This window comes from Nocardioides sp. URHA0020 (assembly GCF_000620705.1).
In the GTDB taxonomy this organism is placed as follows: domain Bacteria; phylum Actinomycetota; class Actinomycetes; order Propionibacteriales; family Nocardioidaceae; genus Nocardioides.
The window spans coordinates 226,836-242,538 of sequence record NZ_JIAR01000025.1; the positions used below are offsets into that span (position 1 = coordinate 226,836).

Annotated in this window: 10 protein-coding genes; 5 read left to right on the forward strand and 5 right to left on the reverse strand. The window is 70.5% G+C overall.

Features of this window, described 5'->3' with window-relative positions; translation table 11 throughout:
- Position 1 precedes the first annotated feature (1 nt).
- From N542_RS0101415 to N542_RS0101430, 4 genes are all read right to left on the reverse strand, one after another.
- Entirely contained in the window at positions 2-967 is a 966-nt protein-coding gene (locus N542_RS0101415) for an electron transfer flavoprotein subunit alpha/FixB family protein (protein ID WP_028642404.1), read from the reverse strand.
- 13 nt (positions 968-980) lie between these two features.
- A complete protein-coding gene (locus N542_RS0101420) occupies positions 981-1,760 on the reverse strand; it encodes an electron transfer flavoprotein subunit beta/FixA family protein (protein WP_231482360.1) in 780 nt (259 codons plus the stop codon).
- A gap of 171 nt (positions 1,761-1,931) precedes the next feature.
- On the reverse strand, positions 1,932-2,258 hold the full coding sequence (locus N542_RS0101425; protein WP_231482361.1) for a hypothetical protein: 327 nt from the start codon (positions 2,256-2,258) through the stop codon (positions 1,932-1,934).
- A 126-nt stretch (positions 2,259-2,384) separates the two neighbouring features.
- A complete protein-coding gene (locus tag N542_RS0101430; protein ID WP_028642407.1) occupies positions 2,385-3,164 on the reverse strand; it encodes an enoyl-CoA hydratase/isomerase family protein in 780 nt (259 codons plus the stop codon).
- A gap of 65 nt (positions 3,165-3,229) precedes the next feature.
- Here N542_RS0101430 and glgX point away from each other — a divergent pair, with 65 nt between their 5' ends.
- Positions 3,230-5,401 carry a glycogen debranching protein GlgX gene (gene glgX, locus N542_RS0101435; RefSeq protein WP_442937381.1) on the forward strand — a complete coding sequence of 724 codons (2,172 nt, stop codon included), beginning with the start codon at positions 3,230-3,232 and terminating at the stop codon, positions 5,399-5,401.
- Positions 5,402-5,413: 12 nt separating this feature from the next.
- Here glgX and glgP read toward each other — a convergent pair whose 3' ends face one another.
- Positions 5,414-7,999: an alpha-glucan family phosphorylase gene (glgP, locus tag N542_RS0101440; RefSeq protein ID WP_028642409.1), complete on the reverse strand. Its 2,586-nt coding sequence runs from the start codon at positions 7,997-7,999 to the stop codon at positions 5,414-5,416.
- 360 nt (positions 8,000-8,359) lie between these two features.
- Here glgP and N542_RS0101445 point away from each other — a divergent pair, with 360 nt between their 5' ends.
- From N542_RS0101445 to glgB, 4 genes are read left to right on the forward strand one after another with little or no spacing between them, the layout of a single operon-like run.
- Positions 8,360-10,342: an alpha-1,4-glucan--maltose-1-phosphate maltosyltransferase gene (locus N542_RS0101445; protein ID WP_028642410.1), complete on the forward strand. Its 1,983-nt coding sequence runs from the start codon at positions 8,360-8,362 to the stop codon at positions 10,340-10,342.
- Positions 10,339-12,051, forward strand: coding sequence for a maltose alpha-D-glucosyltransferase (gene treS, locus N542_RS0101450; protein WP_051551277.1), 1,713 nt, complete (start codon positions 10,339-10,341; stop codon positions 12,049-12,051). The genes N542_RS0101445 and treS overlap by 4 nt, the downstream gene beginning before the upstream one ends.
- On the forward strand, positions 12,048-13,502 hold the full coding sequence (locus N542_RS0101455) for a maltokinase N-terminal cap-like domain-containing protein (RefSeq protein ID WP_028642412.1): 1,455 nt from the start codon (positions 12,048-12,050) through the stop codon (positions 13,500-13,502). The genes treS and N542_RS0101455 overlap by 4 nt, the downstream gene beginning before the upstream one ends.
- Positions 13,499-15,691 carry a 1,4-alpha-glucan branching protein GlgB gene (gene glgB / locus N542_RS0101460; protein WP_028642413.1) on the forward strand — a complete coding sequence of 731 codons (2,193 nt, stop codon included), beginning with the start codon at positions 13,499-13,501 and terminating at the stop codon, positions 15,689-15,691. The genes N542_RS0101455 and glgB overlap by 4 nt, the downstream gene beginning before the upstream one ends.
- Positions 15,692-15,703: the final 12 nt, after the last annotated feature.

The window sequence follows — 15,703 nt, forward strand, 5'->3', positions numbered from 1 at the left end:
CTCAGCCCTTGCGCTTGTTGATCTCCTCAGTGGCGGCGGGCAGCACCGTGTGCAGGTCACCCACCACCCCGAAGTCGACGAGCTCGAACATCGGGGCCTCTTCGTCCTTGTTGACGGCCACGATGGTCTTCGAGGTCTGCATGCCGGCGCGGTGCTGGATCGCACCGGAGATGCCGTTGGCGACGTACAGCTGCGGCGAGACCGTCTTGCCGGTCTGGCCGACCTGGAAGGTGTGCGGCATCCAGCCCGAGTCGACGGCGGCCCGCGAGGCGCCGACGGCCGCGCCGAGGGCGTCCGCGAGGGCCTCGATCGGCTCGAAGTTGCCGCCGGTGCCACGACCGCCCGAGACCACGATCGCGGCCTCGGTCAGCTCGGGGCGACCGGTGGCCTGCCGCGGCTGGGCGGCCACGATCTGCGCGGTCTTCGCGGTGTCGGAGATGGTCGGCGTGAACTCCTCGACCGCACCGGCGCCCTCGGACTCCTCGGGAGCAGCCGAGTTGGGCTTGACCGTGATGATCGGGGTGCCCTGGGTGACCTTCGCCTGGACCGTGAAGTTGCCCGCGAACACGCTCTGCGTGGTCACCGGCGCTCCACCGTCACCGGGCTGGACGTCGACGGCGTCGGTGATCAGGCCGGACTGGAGCTTGATCGACAGGCGACCACCGATCTCCTTGCCCTCGGCGGAGGACGGGATCAGGATCGCGGCCGGCGACGCCTTCTCGACGAGCTGGGCGAGGGCCTCGGCCTTGGGCGCGACGAGGTAGCCCTTGAGCTGGGCGTCGTCGACCACGTAGACCTTCTCCGCGCCGTACTTCTTGACCTTGTCGGTCACCTCGGACGCCTTGTCGGCGGGACCGATGTAGACCGCAGAGGGCTCACCGAGCCGCTTGGCGATGGTGAGCAGCTCGTACGTGGGCTTCTTGACCGCGCCGTCGACGTGGTCGACGACAACCAGAACTTCAGACATCAGGCAGCGCTCCTCAGATGAACTTCTTGGAAGCGAGGAACTCGGCCAGCGCCGTGGCGCCCGAACCGTCCTCGTCCTTGACGATCTCGCCGGCTGTGCGCGGCGGACGGGCCGCGGTGTCCACGACCTCGGTCCACGCCGCGGCCAGACCGACCTGGTCGGCCTCGACCCCGAGGTCGCTCAGCGACCAGGTCTCGAGCGGCTTCTTCTTCGCCGCCATGATGCCCTTGAACGACGGGTAGCGAGCCTCGCCCGACTGGTCGGTGACCGACAGGACCAGCGGCATGGTGCCGCCGATGACTTCGGTGGCGGTGTCGCCGTCGCGCTTGATGCGCACCTGGTCGCCCTGGAACTCCACGACCGAGGCCAGCGTGACCTGCGGCAGCCCGAGGCGCTCGGCGAGCATCGCCGGGACGACGCTCATGCCGGCGTCGGTCGAGGCCAGACCGCCGACGACGAGGTCGACGGGCGTCTCGGCGCCGATCTTCTCAATCGCCTTGGCGAGCACCAGCGAGGTCGCGGCCGCATCGGAGCCGGCGATGGCGTCGTCGATCACGTGGACACCCTTGTCGGCACCCATCTGCAGCGCCTTGCGGACGGCGTCGAGCGCCTTCTCCGGGCCGACGCAGAGGGCGGTGACGGTGGTGTCGTCCCCGGCCTTCTCCTTGATCTGCAGGGACTGCTCGACGCCGTACTCGTCGAGCTCCGACAGCAGGCCGTCGACGCCGACGCGGTCAACAGTGTTGTCCGACTCGAACTGCCGGTCGGCAGTGGCGTCGGGGACGTACTTCACACAGACGACAATGTTCATGGTGGTGTGGCCGGGACGGCCCCTCCTGTGGACTCGATGTGCTCGTGAGGCTACCGCCGCGTAGGACGCGCCGAAACTCGTAGCAGGGTCGGATACGTCACAGCGTCACTGTCACGGTCGCCCTCGAGACCGGAACCGCCGGCAGGGCGACCGTCAGGGCCGGACGATCCGCTCCGCGATGCGTCCGACGATCAGGTAGGCGACCGCGCCCAGCCCCCAGTTCGCCAGGGCGCTCTTGGTGGCGGCGTCGGCGCCGTCGAAGGTGAAGATGCCGTTGGAGCGCGAGAACACGTCGAGGTCGACGACGTCGGCGACGTCGAGCACGAAGCTCACCAGCGGGTTGTCCTGGTTGGCGTCGAGCGCGATCAGCAGCGCCCCGACGGCCAGGAAGAGCGCGCAGACCACCGCCGCCAGCCAGATCACCTGTGCCGCCCGCGTGCGCACCACGGCCACCATGGAGCCCCGCTTGCGCTCAGCCACGTCTGACGTCACCCCGCCTCACCATCCCTGTTGTCCGTTGGCGACCAGAGTTACCACGGTCCCCGCCGCCGAACCATCCCCCACCCGGCCGGACCCAAACAAGGACCGGAGCGCGCCCGGTGGTCCTCAGCGACCCTCGAACGCGGCCTTCCCGGGGCCGTTCTCGACGAACGAGGTCATCCCGGTCGTCCTGTCCTCGGTGGCGAAGAGCGCGGCGAACTGCTGACGCTCGATCTCGAGCCCGGTCTCCAGGTCCACCTCCGACCCACGGTCGATGCTCTCCTTGGCGGCGCGCAGGGCGTACGACGCCGCGCGGGTGAACTGCGCGGCCCAGGCGAGCGCCTCGTCGTACACGCTCTCGGCGGGGACGACCTTGTCGACCAGGCCGATCGCGAGCGCCTCCTCGGCCTGGACGAACCGGCCGGTGAAGATCAGGTCCTTCGCCCTGCTCGGGCCGACCAGGCGCGTGAGCCGCTGGGTGCCGCCGGCGCCCGGGATGATGCCGAGCAGGATCTCGGGCTGGCCCAGCGTCGCGTTGTCGGCCGCGATCCGGAGGTCGGCGCAGAGCGCCAGCTCGCAGCCGCCGCCGAGCGCGTAGCCGGTGATGGCCGCGACCACGGGCTTCGGGATCCGGGCTACGGCGCCGAGGGAGGACTGCAGCGGCCCGGAGCGCTTGACCATGTCGGTGTACGACATGTCGGCCATCTCCTTGATGTCCGCGCCCGCCGCGAAGACCCGCTCGCCGCCGTAGATGACGACGGCCCTGACGTCGTCGCGGTCGGTGGCCTCCAGTGCCGCGGCGCGGATCTCCTCCTGCACCTGCACGTTGAGCGCATTCATCTTCGGTCGGTCCAGCCGGATGGTGCCGACGCCGTCGGCCACCTCCAGTCGCACGAACTCGCCCATCGCTGCCACCTCTTCCTGGTCGTGTCGGACCCGTCCCCGGCATGCTGCCAGCATCGGCAAGAATGATGCTCGTGACCCCTGGCATCTGGACCCACCTCGGACAGCGCACGCGGGTGTGGCCGGGCCGCAACTGGCCGCTGGGCGCCACCTGGTCGCCGGAGTCGACCAACTTCGCCGTGTACTCCCCCAACGCGACCGAGTGCTGGCTGTGCGTCTTCGACGACGACGGGGTCGAGATCCGGCACCAGCTCACCGAGCGCTCCCTCGGGATCTGGCACGGCGCGCTCCCCGACGTACCCCCGGGCACGCGGTACGGCTTCCGGGTCGACGGACCGTGGGACCCGGAGCAGGGCTACCGGTTCAACCCCCACAAGCTGCTCCTCGACCCCTACGCCCAGGCCACCTCCGGCACGATCACCCCGGTGCCGGCGCTCTTCGGCTACCGGATGTCGGACCCCACGAAGCTCGACGAGGCCGACTCGGCGCCGTACACCGCCCGCAGCGTCGTGGTGGACCCCAGCTTCGACTGGGAGGGCGACGCGCCGATGCGGCGGCGGTGGCGCGACACCGTCATCTACGAGCTGCACGTCAAGGGCTTCACCCAGCTCCACGACCGCGTGCCCGAGGAGCTGCGGGGCACGTACGCCGGCCTGGGCAGCCCCACCGTCGTGGAGTACCTGCGCGACCTCGGCGTCACGGCCGTCGAGCTGCTCCCGGTGCACCAGTTCTTCTCCGAGCCCGCGCTGCTCGAGCGCGGGACGGTCAACTACTGGGGCTACAACACCATGAGCTACTTCGCCCCTGACGCCGGCTACTCCTCCGCGGGCGACCGCGGGCAGCAGGTCCGCGAGTTCAAGCAGATGGTGAAGTCGCTGCACGCCGCCGGGATCGAGGTGATCCTCGACGTCGTCTACAACCACACCGCCGAGGGCGGCCCGCTCGGGCCGACGATCTCCTTCCGCGGCCTCGACGACCGCGGCTTCTACAAGCGGGTGCTGCCGACCACGGACCCGGTGACCGGCGCCGAGGTGTACGACGACAGCTACTGGGACGTCACCGGCTGCGGCAACACCGTCGACTCCAACGACCCGCTGGCGCTGCGGCTGATCCTCGACTCGCTGCGCTACTGGGTCACCGAGATGCACATCGACGGCTTCCGCTTCGACCTGATGTCGGCGCTCGCGCGCACCGGCTACGACATCGACATGAACTGTCGCCTGCTCGTCGCGATCGGCCAGGACCCGGTGCTGCGGCACGTGAAGCTGATCGCCGAGCCGTGGGACGCGTCCATGGACGGCTACCTCGTCGGCGGCATGCCCCCGCCGTGGGTGGAGTGGAACGACCAGTACCGCGACGAGATCCGCGACTTCTGGCGCAACCACTCCTCCGGCAACAGCACGGTCGCCACCCGGCTCGCCGGGTCGTCGGACCTGTACGCCGACGACGGGCGATCGGCGTACAACTCGATCAACTTCGTGACCGCGCACGACGGCTTCACCGTGCGCGACCTGGTGACCTACGACGGCAAGCACAACGAGGCCAATGGCGAGGGCAACCGCGACGGCACCGACAACAACCGGTCCTGGAACCTCGGGCACGAGGGCGAGACCGACGACGACGCGCTGATCGCCGTACGGCGTCGGCAGGCGGCCAACATCATGGCGACCCTGTGCCTGTCCAACGGCGTCCCGATGATCACCGCCGGTGACGAGCGCGGGCGCACCCAGGGCGGCAACAACAACGCCTACTGCCAGGACAACGAGATCTCCTGGGTCGACTGGAGCGTCGACAACGCCTGGCTCGACGTCTACGAGATCACCCGGGCCGCGCTGCGCCTGCGCCGCGAGCACCCGGCGCTGCGGCAGCGGCACTGGTTCGAGGGGCGTCCGACGATCCGCGGCGGACCCAAGGACCTGGCCTGGCTGCACCCGTCGGGGCGCGAGATGGCCGAGGCCGACTGGCACAACCCCACCCTGCGCACGATCGGCATGTTCGTCTCCGGCGCCCCGCTGCGAGCACCGGGACGCCACGGCGAGCAGCAGGTCGACAAGTCCTTCGTGCTCTGGTTCAACTCCGACTGGCTGCCGACCACGATCTCGCTGGCCGAGAACGACTGGGTGCAGAGCGGCGAGGTCGTGCTCTCCACCGACTTCCGGCTGCCGGTCGGCACGCACGTCAAGGCCGGGGACCGGATCGCGCTCGGTCGCCGTACCGTCGTCGTGCTCCGCGAGGCCTGACCCGCCGACCGCTCAGGGCAGCGCGACGATCCCGAGCTCGGCCGGCGAGGTGAGCAGGTCGTTGCGGGGCACCACGCGGACCGTGTAGCCGAACGAGCCCGAGTGGTCGAGCACGACGTCACCGTCGAAGCGGTGCCGCCCGGCCTCGTAGGACTCGGCGGGGAGCAGCGACGACACCGTGGTGTCGGACAGCTCGTCCTCGCCGTTGCTGCGACCGTGCACGAGCTGCACGTCGACGTCGGCCGGCGACAGGTCGCCGAGCGCGACGAAGGCGCGCACGCTCATGGTGTCGCCGACCTCGGGCGCGTCGCCGACCCCGCTGCTCTCGACGTGCTCGACGCGCACGCCGGACCAGCCGGTGCGCACCTTCTTCTTCCACGCTGCGAGCTCGACGGCCCCCGCGTAGTCGGAGTTGAGCCGGCGGGCGGTCGTCGCGGCCGGCGTGTAGAGCTGCCGCACGTAGTCGCTGACCATCCGCGTCGCGAGCACCTTCGGGCCGAGCGACTTGAGCGTGTGCCGGGTCATCTCGAGCCAGCGGGTCGGGACGCCCTCGTCGTCGACGTCGTAGAAGCGCGGCGCGACCTCGTTCTCGATCAGGTCGTAGAGCGCGCTGGCCTCGAGGTCGTCGCGGTGGTCGGCGTCGACGACACCGTCGGCGGACGGGATCGCCCAGCCGTTCTGGCCGTCGTACCACTCGTCCCACCAGCCGTCGAGGATCGACAGGTTGAGCCCGCCGTTCAGGGCCGACTTCATGCCGGAGGTGCCGCAGGCCTCGTACGGCCGCAGGGGGTTGTTGAGCCAGACGTCGCAGCCGGGGTAGAGCGGCTGTGCCATGGCGATGTCGTAGTTGGGCAGGTAGGCGATCCGGTGGCGGACCTCCGGGTCGTCGGCGAGCTGCACGATCGCCTGGATCAGCTTCTTGCCGCCGTCGTCGGCCGGGTGCGCCTTGCCGGCCATGATCAGCTGGATCGGGCGGTCGGGGTCGAGCAGCAGCCGCTTGAGCCGGGCCGGGTCGCGCAGCATCAGCGTCAGCCGCTTGTACGACGCCGCGCGCCGCGCGAAGCCGATCGTCAGGACGTCGGGATCGAGCGCGGTCTCGATCCAGCCGAGCTCGGCCTTCGCGGCGCCCCGCTTCTCGCACGAGCGGGCCAGGCGCTTGCGGGCGTCGACGACCAGGCGCTCGCGGAGCACGCGCTTGGTCGCCCAGATGTCCGCACCGGAGACCTTGTCGACCGCGGCCCAGAAGCCCTCGGCGTCGTCGGACTCCGGGTCGGCGCCCTGGCTGGCCGCCAGCTCGATGACCTCGCGGGCGACCCACGTCGGCGCGTGCACGCCGTTGGTGATCGACCCGATCGGGACCTCGGCCTCGTCGAAGGCGGGCCACAGCCCGTTGAACATCTCGCGGCTCACGTGGCCGTGCAGCTGGGAGACGCCGTTCGCGCGCTGCGCGAGCCGGAAGCCCATCACGGCCATGTTGAAGACCGAGGCGTCGCCGCCCTCGTAGTCCTCGCTGCCGAGCGGCAGGATCCGCTCGATCGGCACGCCGGGGGTGGCACCCGCGTCGCTGAAGTACTGCTCGACGAGCGTGCGCGGGAAGCGGTCGATGCCGGCGGGGACGGGGGTGTGGGTGGTGAAGACGGTCGACGCGCGCCCGACCTCGAGCGCGGTGTCGAAGTCGAGCTGGGGGCCGCCCTCGGCGACCGTCAGCTCGCGGATGCGCTCCAGACCGAGGAAGCCGGCGTGGCCCTCGTTGGTGTGGAACACCTCCGGCGCCTGGTGGCCGGTGATGCGGGAGAACACGCGCAGCGCACGGACGCCGCCGACGCCGAGCAGGAGCTCCTGGCGCAGCCGGTGCTCGCTGGTGCCGCCGTACAGCCGGTCGGTGACCTCGCGGTAGTGGTCGGGGTTGCCCTCGACGTCGGTGTCGAGCATCAGCAGCGGGACCCGGCCGACGCTGGCCACCCAGATGCGCGCCAGCAGCTCGGGGCCGTCGGGCAGCGCGATGGAGATCATCGCCCGGTCGCCGTTCTCCTCGCGCAGCAGCGAGATCGGCAGCCCGTCGGGGTCGAGGACCGGGTAGGTCTCCTGCTGCCAGCCCTCGCGGGAGAAGGACTGCTTGAAGTAGCCGTGCTTGTAGAGCAGCCCGACACCGATGATCGGGACGCCCAGGTCGCTGGCGGCCTTGAGGTGGTCGCCGGCCAGGATGCCGAGACCGCCGGAGTACTGCGGCAGCACCGCGGCGATGCCGAACTCGGGCGAGAAGTAGCCGATCGCCGCCGGACCGTCGACGCCCGCCGCGAGGCGGCGCTGGTACCAGCGGTCGCCGGTCAGGTACGCCGTCAGGTCGTCGTGCGCCGCGCCGAGGGCGGCGAGGAACTCGGTGTCGCGGGCGAGCTCGTCGAGCCGGGCGCGGCCGACCGCGCCGAGCAGGCGGACCGGATCGCGCCCCGTCGACTCCCAGAGGTCGGGGTCGACCGCGGCGAACACGTCCTGGCTCTCGGGGTGCCAGGACCATCGCAGGTTGCCTGCGAGGTCGCCCAGGGCGGCAAGAGCCGCGGGGAGCACGGGACGGACGGTGAATCGTCGAATGGCACGCACCGGAGGGACGCTACCGCGAGACTCTTGGATCGATCAAAGGAACGGCGCGATCTCCGGGGTCCGGATGGACCCGATCCGGGGCGGCGAGCAGCACCTCGGCCCGGGTGCCGGGTGGTTTCGAGGCTCGCCGCTAGCGCGGCTCGCACCTCAACCACCGGGCAGTGGTCGAGTGCGAGGGCCAGGGGGCCATCGGTGGCTGAGGTGCGAGGGCCGCCAGGCCGGCCACCGGTGGTTGAGGTGCGAGGGCCGCCAGGCCCGAGCCTCGAAACCACCCGCGCATCCACGCGTCGAGCCGGCGAATCCGGGTACAGGACCAGCGCACTTGCAGGTCCTCTCCGCATTCTCGCTAGGTTGGAGCGCATGGTCGGACGCATCCCCGTCATGAACGTCACACCGCTGGTCGACCTCGGTCGCCAGCCCGCGAAAGCGACGGTCGGCGAGCCGTTTCCCGTCACGGCGAGCGTGTTCCGCGAGGGTCACGACAAGCTCGGCGCCGAGGTCGTGCTCACCGCGCCGGACGGCGTACGCCGTGCCCCGGTGCGGATGACCAAGCACGCCGAGGTGCCCGACCTCTACGAGGCCTGGGTGACCCCGGACATCGGTGGCGCCTGGACGTTCGAGATCCACGCCTGGTCGGACCCGGTCGCGACCTGGCAGCACGCCGCCGGGCTCAAGGTGCCGGCCGGGGTGGACGTCGAGCTGATGTTCACCGAGGCCGGGCTCCTGGTCGACCGGGTGCTCGCCACCATCGACGAGACGGACCCCGACGCGGCGCAGGCGGCGAAGGTGCTGACGGCCGCTGCCCACGCCGCCGCCGACACCGAGCGGCCGCCGGAGGCACGCCTCGCGGCGCTCGAGTCCGCCGAGGTGACCGAGGTCCTCGCGGCCCACCCGGTGCGGGAGCTGCTCACCGTCGAGGGCCCCTACCGCGCGTACGCCGACCGCACGAAGGCGCTCTTCAGCAGCTGGTACGAGTTCTTCCCGCGCTCGGAGGGCGCCAAGCGCAACGCGAAGACCGGCGCGGTCACCAGCGGCACGTTCAAGACCGCCGCCAAGCGGCTCGATGCCGTCGCCGCGATGGGCTTCGACGTCATCTACCTCCCGCCGATCCACCCGATCGGCGAGGTCAACCGCAAGGGGCCCAACAACACCCTCGACCCCAGCCCCACCGACCCCGGCTCGCCGTGGGCGATCGGCTCGAAGGACGGCGGGCACGACGCGATCCACCCCGACCTCGGCACCTTCGCGGACTTCGACGCCTTCGTCGCGCGGGCCACCAGGCTGGGGCTCGAGGTCGCCCTCGACCTGGCCCTGCAGGCCGCGCCCGACCACCCGTGGGTGACCAGCCACCCGGAGTGGTTCACCACCCGCGCCGACGGCACGATCGCGTACGCCGAGAACCCGCCGAAGAAGTACCAGGACATCTACCCGGTCAACTTCGACAACGACCCCACCGGCATCTGCCGCGAGGTGCTGCGGATCGTCCGGCTGTGGATGTCCCACGGCGTGCGGATCTTCCGGGTCGACAACCCGCACACGAAGCCGGTCGCCTTCTGGGAGTGGCTGCTGACCGAGGTCCGCCGTACCGATCCGGACGTGATCTTCCTGGCCGAGGCGTTCACCCGGCCCGCGATGATGCGGGGCCTCGGCGCGGTCGGCTTCCACCAGTCCTACACGTACTTCACGTGGCGCAACGCCAAGTGGGAGATCGAGGAGTACCTGCTCGAGCTGTCCCGCGAGACCGACCACCTGATGCGGCCCAACTTCTTCGTGAACACCCCCGACATCCTCCACGCCTACCTCCAGTACGGCGGGCCGGCGGCGTTCAAGATCCGCGCGGCCATCGCCGCGACCGGGTCCCCGAGCTGGGGCGTGTACGCCGGCTTCGAGCTCTTCGAGCACGTGGCGGTGAAGCCGGGCAGCGAGGAGTACCTCGACTCGGAGAAGTACCAGGTCCGGGTCCGCGACTGGGCGGGCGCCGACAGCGAGGGCCGCACGCTCGCGCCGTACCTGACCAGGCTCAACGAGATCCGCCGCGCGCACCCGTCGCTGCAGCTGCTGCGCAACGTGACCATCCACTGGAGCGACGACGAGAACGTCCTGGTCTTCAGCAAGTCCGCCGGCGACGACACGGTCATCGTCGTCGTCAACGTCGACCCGCACGCCGTGCGGGAGACGACGGTGCACCTCGACCTGGCCGCGCTCGGCTTCGCCGACACCGACTCGTTCGTCGTGCACGACGAGATCACCGGCGCGGACTGGAGCTGGGCCCAGCACAACTACGTCCGGCTCGACCCCCACCACGAGCCGGCCCACATCCTCACCGTGAGGAGGACTCGTTGACCCCCGAGATCACCGACGAGAGCACCAGCCGGACCCCCGAGTGGTTCAAGACCGCCGTCTTCTACGAGGTGCTGGTCCGCGCCTTCCGCGACTCCAACGCCGACGGCACCGGTGACTTCCGCGGGCTGGTCGAGAAGCTCGACTACCTGCAGTGGCTGGGCGTCGACTGCCTGTGGATCCCGCCGTTCTTCCCCAGCCCGCTGCGCGACGACGGCTACGACGTGGCCGACTACACCGGCGTGCACCCGGAGATCGGCACCATCGAGGACTTCCGCTACTTCCTCGAGGAGGCGCACAAGCGCGGGCTGCGCGTGATCATCGACTTCGTCATGAACCACACGAGCGACCAGCACCCGTGGTTCCAGGCGTCGCGCTCCGACCCCGAGGGCCCGTACGGTGACTTCTACGTCTGGTCCGACACCGACGAGCTGTACGACGAGGCCCGGGTCATCTTCGTGGACACCGAGCCGTCCAACTGGACCTGGGACCCGGTCCGCCAGCAGTACTTCTGGCACCGGTTCTTCTCCCACCAGCCCGACCTCAACTTCGACAACCCAGCCGTCCACGACGCGATCATCGACGCGATCCGCTTCTGGATGGACATGGGCATGGACGGCTTCCGGCTCGACGCCGTGCCGTACCTGTACGAGCGGCCGGGCACCAACGGCGAGAACCTGCCGGAGACCCACGACTTCCTGAAGAAGGTCCGCAAGGTCGTCGACGACGAGTACCCCGGCCGGGTGCTGCTCTGCGAGGCCAACCAGTGGCCCGAGGACGTCGTCGACTACTTCGGCGACCCGGAGGTCGGTGGCGACGAGTGCCACATGGCCTTCCACTTCCCGGTGATGCCGCGCATCTTCATGGCCGTGCGCCGGGAGTCGCGCTTCCCGATCTCGGAGATCCTCGAGCAGACGCCGGCGATCCCCGACAGCTGCCAGTGGGGCATCTTCCTGCGCAACCACGACGAGCTGACGCTCGAGATGGTCACCGACGACGACCGCGACTACATGTGGGGCGAGTACGCCAAGGACCCGCGGATGAAGGCCAACATCGGCATCCGCCGGCGGCTGGCTCCGCTGCTCGACAACGACACCAACCAGATCGAGCTCTTCAACGCACTGCTGCTGTCCCTGCCGGGATCGCCGTGCCTGTACTACGGCGACGAGATCGGCATGGGCGACAACATCTGGCTCGGTGACCGCGACGGCGTACGCACCCCGATGCAGTGGACCGCCGACCGCAACGCCGGCTTCTCCTCCGCCACGCCGGGCAAGCTGGACCGCCCCGTGATCCAGGATCCCGTCTTCGGCTACCAGTCGGTCAACGTCGAGGCGCAGCTCGAGAACTCCTCCTCGCTCCTGCACTGGACGCGTCGGATGATCCACGCGCGACGCAACCACGCGGCGTTCGGGCTCGGCACCTTCCACGACCTCGGCGGCTCGAACCCGTCGGTGCTGTCGTACGTCCGCGAGCACTGCACCGACGACAGCGAGGACCTGATCCTCTGCGTCAACAACCTGTCGCGCTTCCCGCAGCCGGTCGAGCTCGACCTGCGGCGCTACCAGGGCCGGACGCCCGTCGAGCTGCTGGGCGGGGTGCCGTTCCCCGAGATCGGCGAGCTGCCCTACCTGCTGACGCTGTCCGGCTACGGCTTCTACTGGTTCCGGCTCACCGCCCAGGAACCCACCGAGGAGGGCCAGCTGCTGTGACCGCCCCAACATCCCAGGTCGATCCCGACGTCTTCGTGCGGTACCTCGAGCGCACCCGCTGGTTCGGCGGCAAGGGCCGCCCGTTCTCGGTCACCGGCGTACGCCGCATCGGCGAGCTGCCGGGCAGTGGTGACGGGCTGCGCGTCGTGATCGACCTCGTCGAGGTCACCTACGAGGACGGGCCCGGCGGCACCGAGATCTACCAGGTGCCGCTCGCGCTCTACACCGAGGCGGAGACCCGGCTCGACCACGCCTTCCTCGGCTGGTGGGAGGAGCCGGACTTCGGCTGGGTGCACGCGTACGACGCGCTGCACGACCGCGAGGCCATGGCGCTGTGGCTGCGTGCCTTCGCCGCCGCCGCCGGTGAGACCGGCGGCAACAGCACCGACACCTCCAGCGGGCTGTCCTTCCACCGGCTGGCCGGGCACGAGCTCGACCTCGACACGCACTCCACGCTCTTCTCCGGCGAGCAGTCGAACTCGTCGGTCGCCTTCGGCGAGGACTCGCTGATGAAGGTCTTCCGCAAGATCACCCCCGGGGTCAACCCCGACATCCAGGTGCACGACGTGCTGACCAGCGCCGGCTCCGAGCACATCGCCGCGCTCTACGGCTGGCTCGACTGGGTGGACGGTGCCGCCTCCAGCGACACCGACGACGGCCGCGGCACGACGATGCAGCTGGCGATGCTCCAGCAGTTCCTGCGCACCGCCAGCGACGGCTGGGACCTGGCGGTCGCCAGCGCCCGCAACCTCTTCGCCGAGGCCGACCTGCACGCCCACGAGGCCGGCGGCGACTTCGCCGGTGAGGCGACCCGGCTCGGCGAGGCCCTGCGGGCGGTGCACACCGTGCTCGCGGAGAACTTCCCCACCGAGCGTCGCGGACCGGACGCCACCGCAGCGCTCGCGGACGCCATGACGCAACGGCTCGACGACGCGCTCGGCGTCGTACCGGCACTGGCCCCCTTCGCCGACACCCTGCGCGCGACGTACGACCGGGTGCGCGCCCTGGACGGCCTGACGGTGCAGCACGTGCACGGCGACCTGCACCTCGGGCAGACGCTGCGGACCAGCCTGGGCTGGAAGATCGTCGACTTCGAGGGCGAGCCCGCCAAGCCGCTGGCCGACCGGCTGCTGCCCGACTCCCCCTGGCGTGACGTCGCCGGGATGCTGCGCTCCTTCGACTACGCACCGCGCGTCGTCGAGCGGTCCTTCGCCCAGGACGACGCCGACGGGGCGCCGCAGCGGGCCTACCGGGCCGACGAGTGGGCGCACCGCAACAGCAACCACTTCCTGGTGGCCTACGCCGGCGGCGAGCCCAGCGACGAGGAGCGCGTGCTGCTCGACGCCTACGTCGCCGACAAGGTCGTCTACGAGACCGTCTACGAGACCCGCAACCGACCGGCCTGGGTGGACATCCCGCTCGCGGCCGTCGCAAGGATGGGACAGGCATGACAACCCCCGCAACACAGCCCGTCGAGATCGCTCAGCTGGAGCAGGTGGTCCGCGGCGAGCACGGCAACCCGCACACGGTGCTCGGCCCGCACCCCCACGACGGCGCCGTCACGGTCCGCGTGCTGAAGCCGCTCGCCTCGCGGGTCGAGGTGCGGTGGGACGGCGGCTCGGTCGAGCTCACCCACGAGCACGAGGGCATCTGGGTCGGCGTCGTCCCGCTGCCCGACGTGCCCGACTACCGGGTCGCCGCGTCGTACGGCGAGGACCCGATCGTGCTGGACGACCCCTACCGCTTCCTGCCGACGCTCGGCGACATGGACCTCCACCTGATCAACGAGGGCCGTCACGAGCAGCTGTGGGAGGTGCTCGGCGCCCGGGTGCACCACTACCCCGGTGCGCTGGAGCCGGTCACCGGCACGTCGTTCGCCGTGTGGGCGCCCTCGGCGCGCGCAGTGCGGATCAAGGCCGACTTCAACAGCTGGGACGGGCGCGAGCACCCGATGCGCCAGCTCGGCACCTCGGGCGTGTGGGAGCTCTTCGTGCCCGACGTCCGCGGCGGCACGGCGTACAAGTACGTCATCCTCGGCCCCGACGGCGAGTGGCGCGAGAAGGCCGACCCCATGGCGGCCTGGGCCGAGGTCCCGGCGGACACGGCCTCCAAGGTCTTCGAGACCTCCTACGAGTGGCAGGACGACGCCTGGCTCGCCGCGCGCGCCGACTCCTCCCCCGTCAACGGACCCATGAGCGTCTACGAGATGCACCTCGGCTCGTGGAAGAAGCACCACGACGGCCGCTTCTGGTCGTGGGCCGAGCTCGCCGAGGAGCTGCCGGCGTACGTCGCCGGCCTGGGCTTCACCCACGTCGAGCTGATGCCGGTGATGCAGCACCCGTTCGGCGGCTCGTGGGGTTACCACGTCACGTCGTACTTCGCCCCCGACTCCCGCTTCGGTGACCCCGACGGCTTCCGGCTGCTCGTCGACAGGCTGCACCAGGCCGGCGTCGGCGTGATCCTCGACTGGGTGCCCGGTCACTTCGCCACCGACGAGTGGGCGCTGGCCCGCTTCGACGGCACGCCCCTCTACGAGGACCCCAACCCGCAGCGCGGGTGGCACAAGGAGTGGGGCTCCCACATCTTCAACTTCGGGCGGCGCGAGGTGCGCAACTTCCTCTACGCCAACGCGGTCTACTGGCTGGAGGAGTTCCACGCCGACGGGCTGCGCGTCGACGGGGTCGCCTCGATGCTCTACCTCGACTACGCCCGTGAGGAGGGCGAGTGGTCGCCCAACATCCACGGCGGCCACGAGAACCTCGAGGCGATGCAGTTCCTGCAGGAGATGAACGCCACCGTCTACAAGCGGATCCCCGGCATCGCCACGATCGCGGAGGAGTCGACCTCGTGGCCGGGCGTCACCCGGCCGACCTCGGCCGACGGCCTGGGCTTCGGCTTCAAGTGGAACATGGGCTGGATGCACGACTCGCTGGACTACCTGGCCCACGAGCCCGTGCACCGCGCCTACCACCACGGCGAGATGACCTTCTCCCTGGTCTACGCCTTCTCCGAGAACTTCGTGCTGCCGCTGTCGCACGACGAGGTCGTGCACGGCAAGGGCTCCCTGCTGCGCAAGATGCCGGGCGACCGCTGGCAGCAGCTGGCCAACCTCCGCGCCTACCTCGGCTTCATGTGGGCGCACCCCGGCAAGCAGCTGCTCTTCATGGGCTGCGAGCTCGGCCAGGAGTCGGAGTGGGCGGAGTCGCGCGAGCTCGACTGGTGGCTGCTCGAGCACCCCGAGCACCGCGGCGTCTCCGACCTGGTGCGCGACCTCAACGGCGCGTACGTCGGCTCGCCGGCCGTCTGGTCGCGCGACAACGACCCGGCCGGCTTCCAGTGGATCGACGCCAACGACGCCGGGCGCAACGTCTTCTCTTTCCTGCGGCGCGGGGCCGACGACGCACCGACCGTGGTCTGCGTGTCCAACTTCGCCGCCGTGCCGCACGACGACTACCGCGTCGGCCTCCCGGCGGCCGGTGAGTGGGAGGAGATCCTCAACACCGACGCCGAGTCCTACTCCGGCTCGGGGGTGGGCAACTTCGGCTCGGTCACCGCGGTCGAGGGCGACTGGTCGGGCCAGCCGGCGTACGCGACGGTCGTCGTGCCCCCGCTCGCGACGGTGTGGCTGCGCAAGCGCTGAGGCAGCGCCCGC

Excerpts from the sequence above, each read along its gene's own strand:
- N542_RS0101430 (WP_028642407.1), bottom strand. The coding sequence starts at position 3,164 with ATGGGCGAGTTCGTGCGACTGGAGGTGGCCGACGGCGTCGGCACCATC.
- N542_RS0101415 (WP_028642404.1), bottom strand. The coding sequence starts at position 967 with ATGTCTGAAGTTCTGGTTGTCGTCGACCACGTCGACGGCGCGGTCAAG.
- glgX (WP_442937381.1), top strand. The coding sequence starts at position 3,230 with ATGCTCGTGACCCCTGGCATCTGGACCCACCTCGGACAGCGCACGCGG.
- glgB (WP_028642413.1), top strand. The coding sequence starts at position 13,499 with ATGACAACCCCCGCAACACAGCCCGTCGAGATCGCTCAGCTGGAGCAG.
- N542_RS0101445 (WP_028642410.1), top strand. The coding sequence starts at position 8,360 with ATGGTCGGACGCATCCCCGTCATGAACGTCACACCGCTGGTCGACCTC.